This window comes from Pseudomonas sp. Je.1.5.c (assembly GCF_051129895.1).
Lineage (GTDB): Bacteria > Pseudomonadota > Gammaproteobacteria > Pseudomonadales > Pseudomonadaceae > Aquipseudomonas > Aquipseudomonas urmiensis.
In genome coordinates this window covers 1-19,122 of record NZ_JBCPSP010000001.1, presented here as the reverse complement: position 1 = coordinate 19,122, position 19,122 = coordinate 1, and the positions used below count along the sequence as shown (strand labels likewise).

Annotated in this window: 17 protein-coding genes; 3 read left to right on the top strand and 14 right to left on the bottom strand. The window is 62.6% G+C overall.

Annotated elements, in window-relative coordinates:
- Positions 1-2: 2 nt before the first annotated feature.
- The 10 genes from AAZU54_RS00085 to AAZU54_RS00040 all read right to left on the bottom strand — a co-directional run bounded on the left by AAZU54_RS00085 (position 3) and on the right by AAZU54_RS00040 (position 9,696).
- A complete protein-coding gene (locus tag AAZU54_RS00085) occupies positions 3-2,174 on the bottom strand; it encodes an ATP-binding protein (RefSeq protein ID WP_434726290.1) in 2,172 nt (723 codons plus the stop codon).
- Between the two features lie 96 nt (positions 2,175-2,270).
- Positions 2,271-2,834: an NUDIX hydrolase gene (locus AAZU54_RS00080; RefSeq protein ID WP_027595373.1), complete on the bottom strand. Its 564-nt coding sequence runs from the start codon at positions 2,832-2,834 to the stop codon at positions 2,271-2,273.
- Positions 2,835-2,836: 2 nt separating this feature from the next.
- Positions 2,837-3,589 carry a GntR family transcriptional regulator gene (locus tag AAZU54_RS00075; protein ID WP_186555251.1) on the bottom strand — a complete coding sequence of 251 codons (753 nt, stop codon included), beginning with the start codon at positions 3,587-3,589 and terminating at the stop codon, positions 2,837-2,839.
- Positions 3,590-3,679: 90 nt separating this feature from the next.
- Entirely contained in the window at positions 3,680-4,069 is a 390-nt protein-coding gene (locus tag AAZU54_RS00070) for a carboxymuconolactone decarboxylase family protein (RefSeq protein WP_186555252.1), read from the bottom strand.
- Positions 4,070-4,305: 236 nt separating this feature from the next.
- Positions 4,306-4,791 carry a flavin reductase family protein gene (locus tag AAZU54_RS00065; RefSeq protein ID WP_186555253.1) on the bottom strand — a complete coding sequence of 162 codons (486 nt, stop codon included), beginning with the start codon at positions 4,789-4,791 and terminating at the stop codon, positions 4,306-4,308.
- Between the two features lie 14 nt (positions 4,792-4,805).
- Positions 4,806-6,287, bottom strand: a complete 1,482-nt coding sequence (locus AAZU54_RS00060; RefSeq protein ID WP_186555254.1) for an aldehyde dehydrogenase — start codon at positions 6,285-6,287, stop codon at positions 4,806-4,808.
- Positions 6,284-7,117 (bottom strand): alpha/beta fold hydrolase, encoded by an 834-nt coding sequence (locus tag AAZU54_RS00055; RefSeq protein WP_186555255.1) that lies wholly within the window; start codon positions 7,115-7,117, stop codon positions 6,284-6,286. Before AAZU54_RS00055 ends, AAZU54_RS00060 begins: the two co-directional genes overlap by 4 nt.
- A 60-nt stretch (positions 7,118-7,177) precedes the next feature.
- Complete coding sequence (locus tag AAZU54_RS00050; RefSeq protein ID WP_003256068.1) at positions 7,178-7,774, bottom strand: amino acid synthesis family protein; 597 nt, start codon at positions 7,772-7,774, stop codon at positions 7,178-7,180.
- Positions 7,775-8,071: 297 nt separating this feature from the next.
- A complete protein-coding gene (locus AAZU54_RS00045) occupies positions 8,072-9,115 on the bottom strand; it encodes an LLM class flavin-dependent oxidoreductase (protein WP_186555256.1) in 1,044 nt (347 codons plus the stop codon).
- A gap of 95 nt (positions 9,116-9,210) precedes the next feature.
- On the bottom strand, positions 9,211-9,696 hold the full coding sequence (locus AAZU54_RS00040) for a flavin reductase family protein (RefSeq protein WP_434726289.1): 486 nt from the start codon (positions 9,694-9,696) through the stop codon (positions 9,211-9,213).
- A 319-nt stretch (positions 9,697-10,015) separates the two neighbouring features.
- On the opposite strand from AAZU54_RS00040, the gene AAZU54_RS00035 reads away from it, so the two are divergent.
- Positions 10,016-11,419: a purine-cytosine permease family protein gene (locus AAZU54_RS00035; RefSeq protein ID WP_312152732.1), complete on the top strand. Its 1,404-nt coding sequence runs from the start codon at positions 10,016-10,018 to the stop codon at positions 11,417-11,419.
- A 55-nt stretch (positions 11,420-11,474) separates the two neighbouring features.
- Here AAZU54_RS00035 and AAZU54_RS00030 read toward each other — a convergent pair whose 3' ends face one another.
- The 4 genes from AAZU54_RS00030 to AAZU54_RS00015 all read right to left on the bottom strand — a co-directional run bounded on the left by AAZU54_RS00030 (position 11,475) and on the right by AAZU54_RS00015 (position 15,674).
- The gene (locus AAZU54_RS00030) at positions 11,475-12,440 is read right to left on the bottom strand and encodes a ribonuclease Z (RefSeq protein ID WP_312152734.1); all 966 of its coding nucleotides are present in this window, start codon (positions 12,438-12,440) and stop codon (positions 11,475-11,477) included.
- A gap of 42 nt (positions 12,441-12,482) precedes the next feature.
- Positions 12,483-14,246 carry an L-lactate permease gene (locus tag AAZU54_RS00025; RefSeq protein ID WP_434726288.1) on the bottom strand — a complete coding sequence of 588 codons (1,764 nt, stop codon included), beginning with the start codon at positions 14,244-14,246 and terminating at the stop codon, positions 12,483-12,485.
- Between the two features lie 205 nt (positions 14,247-14,451).
- Positions 14,452-15,174: a UDP-2,3-diacylglucosamine diphosphatase gene (locus AAZU54_RS00020; protein WP_434726287.1), complete on the bottom strand. Its 723-nt coding sequence runs from the start codon at positions 15,172-15,174 to the stop codon at positions 14,452-14,454.
- Complete coding sequence (locus AAZU54_RS00015) at positions 15,171-15,674, bottom strand: peptidylprolyl isomerase (RefSeq protein ID WP_186555262.1); 504 nt, start codon at positions 15,672-15,674, stop codon at positions 15,171-15,173. Before AAZU54_RS00015 ends, AAZU54_RS00020 begins: the two co-directional genes overlap by 4 nt.
- Positions 15,675-15,934: 260 nt before the next feature.
- On the opposite strand from AAZU54_RS00015, the gene AAZU54_RS00010 reads away from it, so the two are divergent.
- Both AAZU54_RS00010 and cysS read left to right on the top strand, forming a co-directional pair.
- The gene (locus tag AAZU54_RS00010; RefSeq protein ID WP_368973250.1) at positions 15,935-17,638 is read left to right on the top strand and encodes a glutamine--tRNA ligase/YqeY domain fusion protein; all 1,704 of its coding nucleotides are present in this window, start codon (positions 15,935-15,937) and stop codon (positions 17,636-17,638) included.
- Between the two features lie 9 nt (positions 17,639-17,647).
- A complete protein-coding gene (gene cysS, locus AAZU54_RS00005; RefSeq protein ID WP_186555264.1) occupies positions 17,648-19,030 on the top strand; it encodes a cysteine--tRNA ligase in 1,383 nt (460 codons plus the stop codon).
- The last annotated feature ends 92 nt before the right edge of the window (positions 19,031-19,122 follow it).

The following is a 19,122-nucleotide window of genomic DNA, read 5'->3' as shown; positions in this document are numbered from 1 at the left end:
ACTCAGGCGGCCCCCAGCACTTTTTCCAGCAGTTGGCACACCTGCTCGGCCGAATAGGGCTTGGCCAGGAACGCGAAGCCCTGATGCCCCCCTTCAGCCATGGCCTCGTTGTAGCCAGAGGTGAGGATCACTGGCGTCTGTGGGCGGCTGCGACGCAGCTCCTTGGCCAAGGCCAGGCCGCCCATGCCGGGCATCACTACATCAGAGAACACCGCATCGAACTGTCCCTGGGCGCCACTCAATTGCGCCAGGGCATCCTCGGCGCAAAGCGCCAAACTGACCTGATAGCCATGCTCCTTGAGCATCTGGGTGGTGAAACTGCCGACATCGGCGTTGTCCTCGACCACCAGGATGCGCCGTTTGCTGCTGCCGGCCAGGGCCACAGGGGCACTGCTCGGCAGGGCGGTTTGCGGCGAATCTGCCGCGCTTTCCTGGGGCAGGTACAGGGTAAACGTGGTGCCTTGGCCGGCAACACTGTTCACCTGCACATCACCGCCCGATTGCTTGACGAAGCCAAACACCTGGGACAAGCCAAGCCCCGTCCCTTCGCCCGCAGCCTTGGTGGTGAAGAACGGATCGAAAATGCGCTCAAGCAGTTCAGGAGCAATCCCCACGCCACTGTCGCTCACCGAAATCGCTGCAAAGCGCCCGGGTGCGCCGGGCATGCGTTGGTCGGCAACCAGGCGCAAGTGCAGGGTGCCTTCGCCGGCCATGGCATCGCGGCCATTGATCATCAGGTTGATGAGCGCTGTTTCCAACTGGCCAAGGTCGGCGCGGATGTAGCAGGGCGACTCGGGCAGTTCCAGGCTGACCTGGATGCGCGCCCCGGTGGCGGTATCGAGCATTTCCGCCATGCCTTGCAGCCTTGGCCCGGCGTCGAACACCTGCGGGCTGAGCGCTTGGCGGCGAGCGAAGGCGAGCAGCTGACCGGTGAGCTTGGCGCCGCGATCGACGGTGTCGGCCATGGTCTTGAGGTAGCGCTGGCGGCGGTTGTCGTCCAGATCCGGGCGCTGCAGAAAGTGCAGGGATGAGCGGATGATGGTCAGCAGGTTGTTGAAGTCATGGGCAACGCCGCCGGTCAGCTGGCCGATGGCTTCCAGCTTCTGGGTCTGGCGCAGCATCGCCTCGGTTTGCAGCAACTGCTCGGTACGCTCCTGTACGCGATGCTCCAGGGTGGCGTTCAGCGCCTCCAGCGCAGCCGCCGTCTCGCGCACTTCGGCGTAGGCCTGGACGCGTTGAATATGCGCCCAGCAGCGCTCGGTCACTTCGCTGATCAACGCTTGTTCATAGCCGGTCCACTGGCGCGGTACTCGGTCATGGATGGCCATTAGCGCGGTCAACCGACCCTCCTTGATCAGCGGCATGCAGATGGTCGCGGTGATGCCGATGGCCTGGAAGGTCGCCGCTTCCTGCGGTTCGAGCTGATTGAGGTTGTCGTTGATCACCAGCGGCAAGCCGGCGCGCAGTTGCTTGACCGCCAGGGTGCCGAAATCGGCCAGGCGGTATTGTCCGACCAGGCGTGGTGAACCTGGCGCTACCGCGTCACCACAGATGGTGAAACCGTCCTGGTCGGCGTCCATTACCGCGTAGGCGCAACTGGACAGGCGCAGGTGCTCGACCAGCATACCGGTGGTGGTGGCCATGATCCGATCGGGGTCATTGGCATCGGCCAGGGCGCGGCTGAGATTGTCGAGGAAGTTCAGGCGCTGGTTGGCAACTACGGTGGCAGTGGTTTCCGTTACCGTGTCGATCATGCCGACGATCTGCCCATACTGATCGCGGATGGGGCTGTAGCAGAAGGTGAAATAGGCCCGCTCCGGACCATCGCTGCGGTTGATCAGCAGCGGAAAATTCTCGATGAACACCGCTTCGCCTGCCAGCGCGCGGTCGGCCATCGCCTTGATGTCGCTCCAGGCTTCCTGCCACACCTCGCTGAATGGCCGCCCCAGGGCTAAGGGTTTTTCGCCGAGAATCGCGCTGAAGGCATCGTTGTGCAGGGTGATCAGCTCATCGCCCCAGAGCACGGCCTGCGGAAAATGTGAGCCCAGGCACAGTGCTACGGTGGTCTTGAGCACGTCTGGCCAGGACTCGAGCGGGCCGAGCGGGGTGGCTGGCCAGTCGTGGTTGCGGATTCGCTCGGCCATGGATCCGCCGCCTTCCAACCATTTCGCCATGGGGTTTGCTGGTCCTTGCATCAGGGAGTGATAAGGGTGCCCTGAGATTGGCTTGCTGGCGAGAGATTTGTGTTGGCAGTGCGGGCAGTGCACAGATCAGCGAATGAAATGCACCTTGCCGGTGTCGTCATTGCCCATGTAGATCCCATACACCCCCGCCTGCCGCTCAAGGATATAGCGCTCGAGGATCTGCCGAATCGCCGGGTAGTAGATCTCATCCCAGGGGATCTCATCAGGTTCGAAGAACTTGTAGGCAAGCGTCTCCGGCCCGAACTGGCCAGTCTCCTGCGTGGCGATGGCGCGAAAGATGATGTACACCTCGCTGATCTTGGCCACGCTGAAGATCGAGTAGGGCGAGACGATTTCGGCATGCACGCCGCTTTCTTCCCACACTTCACGCAGCGCCGCCTGTTCTGTGGTTTCACCCGCTTCCATGAAGCCCGCCGGCAAGGTCCAGGTGCCAGGGCGCGGGGGAATGGCGCGCTGGCACAACAGGTACTTGCCATCGCGTTCGATGATGCAGCCGGCGATGATCTTCGGGTTGATGTAGTGAATGTAACCGCAGCCAGTGCAGTGCAGGCGTTCGTGGGTATCGCCAGTGGGAACGCCCCGGGCAAGCTCTGTGGTGCAGTGCGGGCAATAGCGCGGGGCGTTGGGCATGCTTAGCGGCCTATGCGAGGGTCCTTCAGGACCAGGGGCTCGATGATTTCGCGCACCTTGGCGTTGTCATCCTGCTTCTGGCGCAGGTAGTCCAGCGCGACCTTGGCGGCGGCGCGTACGTGGTCGACCGAGGCTTGGTGCGCCGCTTGCGGGTCGCCGCTCTTGATCGCCGCGACGATCTTTTCCATTTCCTGGTTGCTGGCACCACGACGATTGGCCTGCGACACCGAGGTGGCGCGCAGGTAGCTGATGCGTGCTTGCAGCTGACGCAGCTGGGTGGCGGCGACGCGGTTGCCGGAACCTTCCAGCAGCACGTCATAGAAGCCTTGCACCGATTCGAGCACTTGCTGCAGCTCGCCTTCTTCCAGTGCCTCGCGGTTCACCTCCAGGGCGCGCTCCAGGGCGCGGATGTCCTTGGCCTTGGCATTGAGGGTGAACAGCTGGACGATCAGCCCTTCGAGCACGCAGCGCAGCTCGTAGATGTCGCAGGCGTCTTCCAGGGTGATGATCGCCACGCGCGGCCCTTTGGCGTCGGCGAATTCGACCAGGCCTTCGGATTCCAGGTGGCGCAGGGCTTCACGCACCGAGGTGCGGCTGACGCCGAGGCGGTCGCAGAGGTCGCGCTCGACCAGGCGGTCGCCGGGCAGCAGGTGGAAGTTCATGATCGCCCCGCGCAGTTTATCGAGCACGATTTCACGCAGGGTGACTGGGTTGCGGTTGACCTTGAAGCTGTCGTCGAGTGGCTGGCGTTTCATCAGGTGCGCTCTTTATGAGGCTGTTGCGCCAACCCGAAGGGCACCCCCGAACCGGGCGCTGCTCCTTGCGGTGGTTCGAACAGCCCGTTGTTAACGGGTTGACTCCGTGTCGGCTTCGGCGAACGCTTCGCGGGCCAGGCGGAAGCTGTCCACCGCCGCGGGCACGCCGCAGTAAATGCCGACCTGGAGCAGGATCTCGCGAATCTGTTCTCGGCTCAGGCCATTGCGCAGTGCGCCGCGGATATGCAGCTTGAGCTCGTGGGGCCGGTTGAGCGCGGAAATCATGGCCAAGTTTATCATGCTGCGCTCTTTGCGCGACAAGCCATCGCGGCCCCAGACATGGCCCCAGCAGTACTCGGTAACCAGCTCCTGGAGCGGCTGGGTGAACTCGTCGGCGTTTTCGATCGAGCGCTTGACGTAGTCCTCGCCCAGCACCTGGGTGCGAATCTGCAGGCCTTTCTCGTACTTTTCGTTGCTCATTGTCTAGCTCCGAATCAAAACAGGGGCAGCAACCATTGGTGAGAGGGTAGCGCGGCCCCTAAAAACAGGGTCATCGGCGGTGGCTTTTTCGCGGGCAAGCCCGCTCCCACAGGTACTTCACAGAAGTTGGGATCTGCGTGATCCCTCCCACAGGTACTTCACAGAACTTGGGATCGGTACGATCCCTGTGGGAGCGGGCTTGCCCGCGAAAAAGCCACCGCCGACTCAAAGGTCGATCAGCCAAGTGGGGGCAGGGCGCCCAGCTTGCCTTTGTGGTAGACCATCGGCGTCACCGGCTCGGCCGGCAGCACCAGGTTCTTCACCGCGCCGACGATGATCGCGTGGTCACCGCCGTCGTACTCGCGCCACAGCTCGCACTCGATGATCGCCGTAGCCTTGCTCAGCAGCGGATTGCCCAGCTCGCTCAGGTGCCATTGAACGCCTTTGGCCTTGTCCTTGCCCTTGCCGGCAAAGGCATAGGCCTCGGCCGTCTGCTCGGCAGACAGCAAGTGGATGGCGAACTGCTTGCTGTCGCGCAGGATCGGGTAGGTGTCCGAGGCGTAGTTGGGGCAGAACAGCACCAGCGCCGGTTCGATCGACAGCGCGCTGAAGGCGCTGGCGGTGATGCCGACGATGCCGCCGTCGGCGTCCAGGGTGGTTACTACCGTGACCCCGGAGGGGAACGAGCCCATCACGTCTTTGTAGATGCCAGGTTCGATCATCTTGGCAGGCCCTCTTAGCGCATCACGAAAGGATCGGGCATCGGCGCGGTGGACAGGTTGATCCACACAGTCTTCAGCTCGGTGTAAGCGAGCACCGAATCGATGCCGCTCTCGCGGCCATAGCCGCTGTTCTTGAAGCCGCCAATCGGCGCCATGGCCGAGACTGCGCGGTAGGTGTTGACCCAGATGATCCCTGAACGTACATCGCGGGCCAGGCGGTGGGCGCGGCCCAGGTCGCGAGTCCAGATGCCGGCGGCCAGGCCAAACTGCGAGTCGTTGGCTATCGCCAAGGCCTCTTGCTCAGTCTTGAAGCGAATCACCGCCGCGACCGGGCCGAACACCTCTTCCTGCATGATCTTCATCGAGTTGCTGTCGCACTCGAACAGGGTCGGCTCATAGAACCAGCCTTCACCCTCGACCTCGGCACGCTTGCCGCCCATGCGCAGCTTGGCGCCCTCGGCGTTGGCCGCCGCGACCAGGCCTTCGACCACGGCCAGTTGCTGGGCGGTGGCCATCGGGCCCATTTCGCTGAGCTCGTCCTGCGGGTTGCCGATGCGGATGCGCTTGGCGCGTTCGATCAGCCGCTCGACGAATTCATCGAAGATCTCGTCTTGCACCAGCAAGCGCGAGCCGGCCACGCAGCTTTGCCCGGAGGCGGCATAGATGCCGGCTACGGCGCCATTGATGGCGCTGTCCAGGTCCGCGTCGGCGAAGATGATGTTCGGCGACTTGCCGCCCAGCTCCAGCGACAGCTTGGCGAAGTTCTCGGCGCTGCTGCGCACCACGTGACGGGCTGTGGCGGCGCCGCCTGTGAAGGCGATCTTGCGGATCAGCGGGTGGCGGGTGAGGGCAGCGCCGGTGCTTGGGCCGTAACCGGTCACCACGTTGACCACACCCGGCGGGAAGCCGGCTTCCAGGGCCAGGCGGGCCAGCTCGAGGATGGTCGCCGAGGCGTGCTCGGACGGCTTGAGGACGATGGTGTTACCGGCTGCCAGGGCCGGGGCCAGCTTGATCGCGGTCAGGTACAGCGGGCTGTTCCAGGGAATGATCCCGGCAACCACGCCCATTGGCTCGTGCACGGTGTAGGCGAACAGGTCGGGTTTATCCAGCGGCAGGGTGCCGCCTTCGAGCTTGTCGGCCAGGCCTGCGGTGTAGTGGAAGAACTCTGGCAGATAACCGACCTGGCCGCGGGTTTCGCGGATCAGCTTGCCGTTATCGCGGCTTTCCAGCTGGGCCAGGTGCTCTTTGTTTTCGGCAATCAAGTCACCCAGGCGGCGCAGCAGCTTGCCCCGTGCCGTGGCGCTAAGGCCACGCCAGGTTTGACTGTCGAAGGCGCGCTGGGCTGCTTGTACGGCCAGTTCGACGTCGCCTTCATCGGCATCGGGCAGTTGCGCCCAGGCCTGGGCGGTCGCCGGATCGAGGCTGTCGAAGGTCTTGCCGCTCTGGGCATCGCGCCATTGGCCGTCGATGCACATCTGGAAACGAACGAGGGTCATGCAACAATCCCCTTGGCGGATTCGGTGAGGGTGCGGGCTTGCCTGAGGAAGTCCAGCAGCATCTTGTTGACTTCGCGCGGCGCTTCTACCGGCATCATATGCCGTTGTTCGGCGAGGACCACGCTGTGCGCACCGGGAATGCGCGCGGCGAGCTGGCGGGTCATGGCCGGGGTCGAACCTTGGTCGAGCTCGCCGGTAGCGATCAGGGTCGGTACCTGGATCGTGCCCAGGTCGTCTGCGCGATACATGTCCTGGGTGGCGAACAGCGAGTATGTGGTGTGGTAACCCTGGGGGTCGTTGCTGGCCAGGACCTGGCGAATCGCCGCGACCTGGGCCGGGTTGGCGGCCTTGTATTCGCGGCTGAACCAGCGGTCCAGGGCGGCATCGACGTTGGCGTCCGGCCCTTGTTCAGCCGCCTGGGCGGCGCGGGCGATAACCCCTGCGCTCTGCTCTGGGGTGCGGTTGAAGACGCTATTGAGCACTACCAGCGCGGACAATCGCTGCGGGTAGTTCAGGGCAAAGGCGCGGGCGACCAGGCCACCCATGGAAAAACCGATCACGGTGGCTTGAGTAATCTGCAAATGATCGAGCAATTCGGCCAATTGCGCGGCGTAGCCTTCCAGCGGTGTGTCAGCGGCAGGCAGGTGGCTCTGGCCGTGGCCGAGCATGTCGTAGGCGATGACTCGGTAGTCGTTGGCCAGGCCGACGAACTGCCCACCCCACATTTCCTTGTTCAGGCCCACGCCGTGGATCAGCACCACAGGCTGGCCCTGGCCTTGGCTCAGGTAACTGGTCCCGGCCGGTGTACGTTCAGCAACAGGCTGAATCATGGTGGGGCGCTCCTTGAAGGCCGGGGCTTGCAGGCAATGCCCCAGCGCTTCTGGTTGTTGTTATTGAGCGTTGGCCTTCTCGGCGGCCAGTTCTTCCAGGTCGATATAGCGGTTGCCGATGCGCGGGTGCAGGCGACCGCCGTCAGCGGCGCCCAGGACCACGACGATTTCGTCGGCGCGCGGTGCGTCTTCGATCTGCATTTCCAGGGTGATGTAGTGCGAGCGCAGGCCTTCGTCGTCCTTTTGCATCATCGGGATCTGGATCGAGGTGCCAGGGCCACCGCGCTTGTTGGTGAAGCTCAGGTAGCTCTTGGCCTGGACCGCTTCGCGGTAGTGGTTGCCAAAGCGCAGGGTGTGGATCACCGCCGAGGCGTGTTCGATTTCGCCGTCGGCGCCGACCACCGCCGCCTTGCCGTAGGCCTCGATCTTGTCGGCACCGCCGATGGCAGCGGTCAGGCGCTCGACCATCAGTGCACCCAGCTCGGAGCAGTTGGCGCGGATTTCCGGCTTCAGATCTTCAACGAACCCGCGGCCAGCCCACGGGTTCTTGATCACCACGGCCAGGCCGACCATGGTCACCGGTTTGTCGGTGGCCTTGCCGCCTTCGATGCGGGTCTCTTCGGAGTAGGTGACGATCTTGCGGATTTCGAAACTCATGGGCAGCTCCTGTGAAGGGTTATCAGGTCTTGTTGTCTGATGGTATACCATAATATTTGTAGTGCAAGAGGTGGTCGGAAATTTCTCTGCCCAGAAGATGAAAGGTGCTCTGTCGGCTTGAGCCTTTTCGCGGGCAAGCCCCCTCCCACAGGGATAGCGCGCGGGCCCAGGGGGAGCGGGCTTGCCCGCGAAAAGTCCACCGCCGCTGCCACCTTGCTGCGCCAAGCACGCAAAAAAATGCCCGCTCCTGCAGCAGCCGGAGCGGGCGCTTCCCGCAATCAATCAGGCAATGGGAATTCAGTTGAACGCCGGCACCACTTCCTTGATGAACAGCTCCAGCGACTTCTTCTTCTCGGCATGCGGCAGGCTGTTGTCACACCAGAAGCTGAACTCGTCGACGCCCAGTTCCTGGTAGTACTTGATCCGCGCGATGATTTCTTCAGGCGTGCCGATCATGGTGTTCTTGCGAATGTTTTCCAGCTCGAACGCGGGCACTTCGGCGAATTTCGACTCCGGGCTCGGCTCAAGGAAGCCATTGACCGGGGTGGTCTTGTTGCCGAACCAGGCATCGAAGGTGCGGTAGAAGCGCGAGATGGCTTGGGCGCCGATCTTCCAGCCGTCTGGCTCCGCCGGGCTGTGCACGTGGGTGTGGCGCAGCACCATCAACTGCGGGCGCGGCACGTCCGGGTTGTTGTCCAGCGCGGCCTGGAACTTGTTCTTCAAGTCCAGCACTTCTTCGTCACCCTTCATCAGCGGGGTGACCATGACGTTGCAACCGTTTTTCACGGCAAAGTTGTGCGAATCCGGATCGCGTGCGGCGATCCACATCGGCGGCATGCCTTTCTGTACCGGCTTGGGCACGCTGGTGGAGGTGGGGAACTTGTACACCTCACCTTCAAAGGCATAGTCGCCTTTCCACAGTTCGCGCACCGCCGGGACCATCTCGCGCAGGGCCTTGCCGCCGTCGGTAGCCGGCATGCCGTTGGCCATGCGGTCGAACTCGAACTGGTAGGCGCCACGGGCCAGGCCGACTTCCATCCGACCGTTGCTGATCACATCGAGCAGGGCGCATTCACCGGCTACCCGGATCGGGTTCCAGAACGGCGCGATGATGGTGCCGGCGCCCAGGCGGATGTTTTCGGTGCGCGCCGCCAGGTACGCCAGCAATGGCATCGGGCTGGGCGAGATGGTGTATTCCATGGCGTGGTGTTCGCCGATCCACACGGTGCTGAAACCGCCGTCCTCGGCCATCAGGGTCAGTTCGGTGAGGTCTTCGAACAGCTGGCGGTGGCTGACCTGTTCATCCCAACGTTCCATGTGCACGAACAACGAAAATTTCATGGGGCTTTCCTCGAAGCTTGAATGTCGCGCCTGCCTGGGCAGGCGCCAGAAACCACGACGGGCGCGCCCGGCACCCATCGACAGGATAGGTGCGCTCAGGCGAAGGCGGGCAGGCTGGCCATCTTGCCGCGGCAGTAGATCATCGGCAGTGGCGCTTGCTCGGGGACGATCAGGTTCTGCACTTTGCCAACCATGATGGCGTGGTCGCCACCTTCATATTCACGCCACAGCTCGCATTCGATGATGGCGGTGGCATTGGCCAGCAGCGGGTTGCCCAGCTCGCTCAAGGTCCACTCGATATCGGCGGCCTTGTCCTTGCCTTTTTTGGCGAAGGCATAGGCTTCGGCCTGCTGTTCACCGGAAAGCAGGTGAATGGCAAAGCGCTTTTTCTGCATCAGTACCGGGTAGGAGTCGGAGCTGTAGTTGGGGCAGAACAGCACCAGTGGCGGGTCCATCGACAGCGAGGAAAAGGCACTGGCGGTCAGGCCGACGATCTGGCCGTCGTCGTCCAGGGTGGTGATGACAGTGACGCCGGAAGGGAAGGAACCCAAAACGTTCTTGTAGACGGTTGCGTCGATCATGAAGTGATCCTCTTCGCAGGGGTAGCGGTGGTCCGCTTTTTATCGTTGATGTGTCTGATGGTATACCGTAATACTCGATTTGCAAGCGGAATTTTCCGCCTGGTGAAAATCACGATGAGCGGCGCAAGGCCGCGTAAAACGTGGCTTAGCCAAAGAATCACGCTCTGCCGGTGGGCTGCTGAACCGGATCAGTTAGGTTATTTTCGGGCGGTGCAGTGTTGTCAAAAGTTTGGAATACCATAATATGGTCCGCAGCTGAGAGGCCGCCCAGAGCGGTTTCCTACAACGATAAAAAACGACCCTTTCGAGCTGAAATCCTATGTCCCAACCGTCGTCGCAACACCAGTTTGTCGAGAATCACACGGTCGATTACGTCCCACCTGCCGAGCGCCATGGGAAGGCGCGCGACCTGTTCACCCTCTGGTTCAGCACCAACATTGCACCCCTGCCTATCGTCACCGGTGCCATGGTGGTCCAGGTGTTCCACTTGAACCTGCTGTGGGGGCTGATTGCAATTGTGCTTGGCCACATGCTGGGCGGGGTGGTCATCGCCCTGGCTTCTGCGCAGGGGCCGCAGCTGGGCATTCCGCAGATGGTCCAGAGCCGTGGCCAGTTCGGCCGTTATGGCGCGTTGCTGATCGTGTTCTTCACCGCGCTGATCTACATCGGCTTCTTCATTTCCAACATTGTCCTGGCTGGCAAGTCGATCCATGGCATTGCCCCCAGCGTACCGATGCCGACGGCCATCGTCATCGGCGCCTTGAGCGCTACGGCGATTGGCGTGATTGGCTATCGCTTCATTCATACCCTCAACCGCATCGGCACTTGGGTGATGGGCTCGGCGCTGTTGGCTGGCTTCGCCATGATGTTCATCCAGGACCTGCCGGCAGACTTCTTCAGCCGGGGCAGCTTCAATCTGTCGGGCTTTATCGCCACGGTGTCGCTGGGCACCATCTGGCAGATCAGCTTCTCGCCTTACACCTCCGACTATTCGCGCTACCTGCCGCGTGAAATCGGGATCGCCAAGCCGTTCTGGGCCACTTACCTGGGGGCCACCCTGGGCACCATCCTGTGCTTCAGCTTTGGTGCCATTGCCGTGCTGTGCGTGCCGGAAGGCACCGACGCCATGGCTGCGGTCGAGCAGGCCACAGGCTGGCTGGGGCCGATTCTGATGGTGCTGTTCCTGCTCAACATCATCAGCCACAACGCCCTCAACCTGTATGGCGCGGTGCTGTCGATCGTCACCGCGATCCAGACCTTCGTGGCGCAGTGGACGCCGAGCATCAAGCTGCGGGTAGTCCTCGCAGCGGTGATTCTGCTCGGTTGTGGCCTGGTCGCGTTGAACGCGTCGGCGGATTTCATTGGCCAGTTCATCGGCTTGATCCTGGCGTTGCTGCTGGTGCTGGTGCCGTGGGCTTCGATCAACCTGATCGACTTCTACCTGATCAAGAAGGGCGTGTATGACATCGCCTCGATCTTCCGCGCCGATGGTGGGATCTATGGCCGGTTCAACCCGCACGCGATCATTGCCTACGCCTGCGGGATCCTGGTGCAGTTGCCGTTTGCCAATACCGCGCTGTATGTCGGGCCGTATTCGAACCTGGTGGAAGGGGCGGACCTGTCCTGGTTATTTGGCTTGTTGGTGACGTGCCCGCTGTATTACTGCCTGGCGACGCGTGGCCGCAGCGAAAGAGCGGCGCGCGCTTTGAGTGTGAATGAGTAAGCAGATCAGGGGCCGCGTTGCGGCCCTTGGTGGTCGTGGCTGTTAGCGAGGCCCCTCAAAGGCTGGCTATCGGCTGCAGTCGGCCTTCCCGGTCCAGGTGGTAACGCTGTAGATCCCGCGCCAGGATCAGCTGCCCGCTGTAATGGGCCAACGCCTCGGCACGCACATCATCGATCGAGGGGCTGCGCTGCGGATTGTCCTGGTAGCGGGCACTGAAGTGCGTCAGCACCAGGTTCGGCACCCCCGCAGCGTGGGCGAACTGTGCGACAGCGGCGGCAGTGCTATGGCCAAAGTTCGACTGTGCACGCGCCAGGATGGGCTGGGTGAAGGTCGCTTCATGTACCAGTACATCGGCACCTTTGGCCACTTCGGCCAACAGGTTCGGTGAATCGTTGTCGCCACAGACGATGACGCGTCGTGGCGGGCGCGAGGGCTTCAAGTAATCCTGCGCAGCGAGCTGTTGGCCGGCGTGCTCGATCGAGCGGCCCTGGGCCAGCTCACCCCACAGCGGCCCACGGGCAATGCCATCGGCTAGCAGCTTGTCGGTATCCAGGCGCGGCTCGGGATTGATTTCGCTAAACACGAAGCCATAACTGGGCACCCGGTGCGACAGCTCGACGGTGCTCACCTGCAGCTGGGCGCTGCTCCAGTGCTGGAGGGTTTCCACAGCCTGCAAGTGCAGCTCGAAGGGCAGGTAGGTCTGGCTCACGGCCAGGCTTTGGCGTAGCCAGTCGTGCAAGGCCAGCGGCAGGATCATCGGCAGTGGTTCGCTGCGCCCAGACATGCCGGCACTGGCCAGCAAACCTGGCAGGCCATAGCAGTGATCGCCATGCACATGGGTGATGAAAATGGCGCGCAGATCGCGCATCGACAGTGGGGTGTGCAGCAGCTGGTGTTGCGTGCCTTCGCCGCAATCGACCAGGTACCAGCCTTTGCCGGATGCCTCGATCACGGCCGTGGCGCTGACATTGCGGGCCTTGGTGGGCACCCCGGAGGAGGTGCCCAGAAACTGCAGGTCCATTGCAGGATCCTCTACGGATAAATCGGCATTTTACCCAGACTTTCAGCCGCCGCCGACCACCATCGCCGTGAACGGCGCCACGTACGCCTGCAAGGTCACCAGGCCGCCGACCAGAATCGCCAGGATCACCGAGTGGAAGAACACATAGCGCAGGATCTCGCCTTCATGCCCATACCAGCGGGTCGCGGTGGAGGCGACCACGATCGACTGCGCATCGACCATCTTGCCCATCACCCCACCCGAGCTGTTGGCCGCAGCCATCAGTACCGGGCTCAGGCCAAGTTGCTCGGCGGTCACCCGCTGCAGCCCGCCGAACAGCACGTTGGAGGCGGTGTCCGAGCCGGTCAGGGCGACCCCCAGCCAGCCCAGCAGGGTGCCGAACATCGGGTAGAAAATGCCGGTGGCGGCAAACGCCAGGCCCATGGTCGCATCCAGCCCTGAGTAGCGCGTGAGAAACCCCAGGGCGAGCATCGCGACGATGGTGATCAGCGAATAACGCACCACCCAGATCGTGCGCAGGTACTGCTTGGCCAGGGCTAGCGGCGAGTAGCCCATCAGCAGGCCGCCGAGAATCGCCGCCAGCAAGATCCCGCTACCGGTCGAGGTCAGCCAGGTGAACTTGTACACCGCGTCCTCTTTTTTCGGCGTGGGCACAACAGGCGGGACTTTTTCGATCTGCTGGTGGATGGCCTCGAACGTGATGCTCGGGGCGAAGATTGGGTTGGCTTCACGCAGCGGCTTGCCCTGCGGGTCCATCATCACCACGCCTGTAGCAGGGTCCAGCGCGGGGCGGGTATCGAACAGGTTCTTGAAGCTGGCCGTGCCCCAGGCGAAGACGAATACCGTGAGGATGATCCAAGGCATCCACGCCCGCAGCACCGTGCGCCGGTCCGACTGGCTGAAGGCCAGGGTATCGCCAGCAGGCGCCTTGGGGTCGGCTTCGACCTTGGAATTGTCCACCCGCCCGGTGAGGGCAGCAGAGGTGTGCACCGTGGCCGGTTTCCACACCCGCAAAAAGCCGGTCAGGCAGGCCATGGAGATCAGTGCGGCGATCACATCCACCAGCATTGGCCCGTGGTAGTTCGACACCAGAAACTGCGGAATGGCAAAGCTGACCCCGGCCACCAGAATCGCCGGCCATATTTCGATCGTCTTGCGCCAGCCGGCAAACGCCCAGATCAACCAGAACGGCACGATCACCGAGAAGAACGGCAACTGTCGACCGACCATCATCGACAGCTCCATTTCATCCAGACCGGTGACCTTGGCCAGGGTGATGATCGGCGTGCCCAGGGCGCCGAAGGCGACGGGCGCGGTGTTGGCGATCAGCGCCAGGCCCGAGGCGGCCAGGGGCGAAAAGCCCAGGCCGATCAGGATCGCCCCGGTCACCGCCACCGGTGTGCCAAAGCCCGCCGCTCCTTCGAAGAAGGCGCCGAAGCAGAACGCGATCAGCAACAACTGCAGGCGACGGTCGTCAGTGATGCGTGCGAGCGAGTCCTGCAGCACCTTGAACGAGCCGTTTTCGGTGGTCAGGCGGTGCAGGAAGATGATGTTGAGCACGATCCAGCCGATGGGCAGCAGGCCGTTGGCCGCGCCGTACAACGCCGCAGAACCTGCCATGTTGGCGGGCATGTCGAACGCCAGGATGGAAATCAGCAAGGCCGACGCCAGGGCGAGCAGGGCGGCGATATGCGCTTTGATGTGGAAGAACGCCAGTGCCGCCAGCATCACCACGACGGGGACTGCGGCCATGAGGGTGGAGAGCCAGGGGCTCCCGAACGGATCGTAGATCTGCTGCCAAACCATCTGCCACCTCGCTTGTTGTTATGGGAGGTATTGCATTGAATGGGCGGTCGGCACTGCAAGGACGCCAGGTGCAGTATAGGAAGGATTTGTTCGCGTGCAGTTGCAGGGCAGCAATGTGCCGTTTGCATCCATTTGAATTGCATCAGCCCTGGCGTGTTCGCGGGCAGGCCGCCAATCACGCCAGGGCTGAGCAGTGAGAAGCAGATCAGTTGAAGTCGAACGGGGCCAGCTGGAAGCCCTGTTCATCGACCTGCAACGCCCAGCCGCGGCGGTCCCAGTCGCCGAGCACGATACGCCGTGCTGGCTGACCATCGACCACCAGCTTGTGAATCGCCGGCCGGTGGGTATGCCCATGCACCAGCGTACGCACGCCGTGCGCAGCCATCACCAGGGGCACTTGCTCAGGGGTAACGTCGACGATCTCGGTGTTTTTCATGCGCGATTGCGACTGGCTTTCGCTACGCAGCTTGCGCGCCAGCTTTTGCCGGGTGGACAGCGGCAGGTGCCGCAGGATCCACAGGCTCAGCGGGTTGCGCAGGTAGCGGCGCAGCTTCATGTAGCCCAGGTCGCGGGTGCACAAGGTATCGCCGTGCATCAGCAGTACGGGCTCGCCACCCAGCTCGACCACGCAAGGGTCGTCCAGCAGCGTGGCGCCAGCGGCCTTGCAGAAGTCCTGGCCAAGCAGAAAGTCGCGGTTGCCGTGCATCAGGTAGATCGCCGTTCCAGCGTCGCTGAGCTGGCGCAAGGCCTGGCAGATCGACTGCTGGAAAGGGCTCATGGCGTCATCGCCGATCCAGGCTTCAAAGAAGTCGCCCAGGATGTACAGCGCCTTGGCGTGACGCGCACGGCCTTCGAGCAGATCAACAAACGCCCGGGAAATGTCCGGGCGTTCTTCTTGCAGGTGCAGATCAGAGATCAGCAGAATCACTCAATGATCTCGGCTTTCTCGATGATCACGTCGTCTTTCGGCACGTCCTGGTGGCCGGCCTTGGAACCGGTGGCAACGCCTTCGATCTTGTCGACCACGTCCTGGCCTTCGGTCACTTTACCGAACACGGCGTAGCCCCAGCCCTGCACGTTCTTGCCGCTGTGGTTGAGGAAGTCGTTGTTCGAGGCATTGATGAAGAACTGCGCGGAGGCCGAATGCGGCTCCATGGTACGGGCCATGGCGATGGTGTACTTGTCGTTCTTCAGGCCGTTGTCGGCTTCGTTCTGGATGCTTGGCTTCTTGTCGCGTTTTTCGTTCATGCCTGGTTCGAAACCGCCGCCCTGGATCATGAAGCCCTTGATCACACGGTGGAACACGGTGTTGCTGTAGTGGCCTGCTTTGACGTATTCCAGGAAGTTGGCAACGGTCAGCGGGGCCTTTTCGGCATCCAGTTGCAGGACGATGTCGCCGTGGTTGGTGCTCAATTTGACTTTGGACATGCTGAAATTCGCTCTATCAAGGCATTTTGGAAATAGGGTGCACAGGTGCGCATATTGTCACCTGACGCAGGATCGGGCGAGCGCGACACAAGTGCGCGGCGGCCATTTTGCCGGATTACGCTACACCGTCGCGATAAACACTGCGATAAATCGTGCCACTTTGTCGGTGTCCGGCTGTCAGCAGCTTGACTGCTTCGGCTATGATAGGCCCTTTGATTCAATAGGCCTACCCAGGCCGAATACGTGCATTCAAGGATCCTATGAGCAAGCCCACTGCCGACAACGCGCCCAACGCCGCTGCCAAAGGCGCTCCCGCCGTCCCTGCGAACTTCCTGCGGCCGATCGTCCAGGCCGACCTGGACTCGGGCAAGCACACGCAAATCGTCACCCGCTTCCCGCCGGAGCCTAACGGCTACCTGCACATCGGCCATGCCAAGTCGATTTGCGTCAACTTTGGCCTGGCCAAAGAGTTCGGCGGCGTCTGCCACCTGCGTTTCGACGACACCAACCCGGCCAAGGAAGACCAGGAATACATCGACGCCATCCAGGATGATGTCAAGTGGCTGGGCTTCGAGTGGGCAGGTCCGGTGCGTTACGCCTCGCAGTATTTCGACCAATTGCACGACTGGGCCGTAGCGCTGATCAAGGCGGGTAACGCCTATGTCTGCGACCTGACGCCTGAGCAGGCCAAGGAGTACCGGGGCAACCTGACCGAGCCTGGCAAGAACAGCCCGTTCCGCGAGCGTAGCGTCGAGGAAAACCTCGACCTGTTCGCGCGCATGAAGGCCGGCGAGTTCAAGGACGGCGAGCGGGTGCTGCGGGCCAAGATCGACATGGCCTCGCCGAACATGAACCTGCGCGACCCGATCCTCTACCGCATCCGTCATGCCCACCACCACCAGACCGGTGACAAGTGGTGCATCTACCCCAACTACGACTTCACCCACGGCCAGTCGGACGCGATCGAGGGCATCACCCACTCGATCTGCACCCTGGAGTTCGAAGGTCATCGTCCACTGTACGACTGGTTCCTGGACCACCTGCCGGTGCCGGCCCATCCGCGCCAGTACGAATTCAGCCGGTTGAACCTGAACTACACCATTACTTCCAAGCGCAAGCTCAAGCAGCTGGTCGACGAGCAGCACGTGCATGGCTGGGACGACCCGCGCATGTCGACTCTGTCGGGCTTCCGCCGTCGCGGCTACACCCCGGCATCGATCCGCAACTTCTGCGAAATGATCGGCACCAACCGCTCCGACGGCGTGGTCGACATGAACATGCTCGAGTTCAGCATCCGTGACGACCTCGACCGCAATGCGCCACGCGCCATGTGCGTGCTGCGTCCGCTGAAGGTGGTGATCAGCAACTATCCAGAAGGCCAGGTGGAAAACCTCGAGCTGCCACGTCACCCCAAAGAAGACATGGGCGTGCGCGTACTGCCGTTCGCCCGTGAGCTGTACATCGACCGTGACGACTTCATGGAAGAGCCGCCAAAAGGCTACAAGCGCCTTGAGCCAAACGGTGAAGTGCGCCTGCGCGGCAGCTACGTGATTCGCGCCGACGAGGCGATCAAGGACGCAGCAGGCAACATCGTCGAACTGCGCTGCTCGTACGACCCCGACACCCTGGGCAAGAACCCCGAGGGGCGCAAGGTCAAGGGCGTGATCCACTGGGTGCCGGCCGCCACCAGCGTCGAATGCGAAGTACGCCTGTACGATCGCCTGTTCCGCTCGGCCAACCCGGAGAAGACCGAGGAGGGCGGCAGCTTCCTGGACAACATCAATCCAGACTCGCTGCAGGTGCTGACCGGTTGTCGTGCGGAACCTTCCCTGGGCAACGCCCAGCCTGAAGACCGTTTCCAGTTCGAGCGCGAAGGCTACTTCTGCGCCGACCTGAAAGACACCCAGCCGGGCCGCCCGGTGTTCAACCGCACCGTCACCCTGCGTGACTCCTGGGGTAGCTAAGGAATCGCCGTGCTTAATATCTACAACACGCTGAGCAAGACCAAGGAAGCCTTCAAGCCGCTCGATGGCAACAAGGTGCGCATGTACGTCTGCGGCATGACCGTCTACGACTACTGCCACCTGGGCCACGGCCGCAGCATGGTGGCGTTCGACCTGGTCACCCGTTGGCTGCGTAAAAGCGGCTACGACCTGACCTACGTGCGCAACATCACCGACATCGACGACAAGATCATCAACCGCGCCAACGAGAACGGCGAGACCTTCGATGCGCTGACCGCCCGCATGATCGACGCGATGCACGAAGATGAGCGGCGCCTGAACATCTTGCCGCCCGATCAAGAGCCACGTGCCACCGACCACATCGCCGGCATGCACGCCATGATCCAGACCCTGATCGACAAGGGCTATGCCTACGCGCCGGGTAACGGCGACGTGTACTACCGGGTCGGCAAGTTCGTCGGTTACGGCAAGCTGTCGCGCAAGAAGATCGAAGACCTGCGCATTGGCGCGCGCATCGAAGTCGACGAGGCCAAGCAAGACCCGCTCGACTTCGTCCTGTGGAAGGGCGTCAAGCCCGGCGAGCCGAGCTGGGAGTCGCCATGGGGCCCGGGTCGTCCAGGCTGGCACATCGAGTGCTCGGTGATGTCCACCTGCTGCCTGGGCGAGAGCTTCGACATCCACGGTGGCGGCAGCGACCTGGAGTTCCCGCATCACGAGAACGAGATCGCCCAGAGCGAAGCGGCCACCGGCAAGCAGTATGCCAACGCCTGGATGCACTGCGGCATGATCCGTATCAACGGCGAGAAGATGTCCAAGTCGTTGAACAACTTCTTCACCATCCGCGACGTGCTCGAGAAGTACCATCCGGAAGTGGTGCGCTACCTGCTGGTGGCCAGTCACTACCGCAGTGCGATCAACTACTCCGAAGACAGCCTGCGCGATGCCAAGGGCGCCCTGGAGCGTTTCTACCACGCCCTGCGCGGCTTGCCGCGGGTGGCTGCGGCCGGTGGTGAAGAGTTCGTCGAGCGCTTCAGCGTGGCGATGAACGACGACTTCGGTACGCCGGAAGCCTGTGCGGTGCTGTTCGACCTGGTGCGCGAAATCAACCGCCTGCGCGACAGCGATCCGCAGGCCGCCGCTGGCCTGGCCGGTCGTCTGCGTGAGCTGGGCGATGTGTTGGGCGTGTTGCAGCTGGAGGCGGATGACTTCCTGCGTGCCGGTGCCGAAGGCAAGGTCGATGCGGCGCAGGTGGAGGCGTTGATTCAGGCGCGTCTGCAGGCACGTGCTGACAAGAACTGGGCGGAGTCTGATCGGATTCGTGATCAGATCACGGCCATGGGCGTGGTGCTGGAGGACAGCAAGGGCGCGACTACCTGGCGTCTGGCTGACTGATCTGGCATTTTGGGGCCGCTTTGCGACCCTTCGCGGGCAAGCCCGCTCCCACAGGGACCGCGCATGCCTAAGGGCGGCGCAGTCCTTGTGGG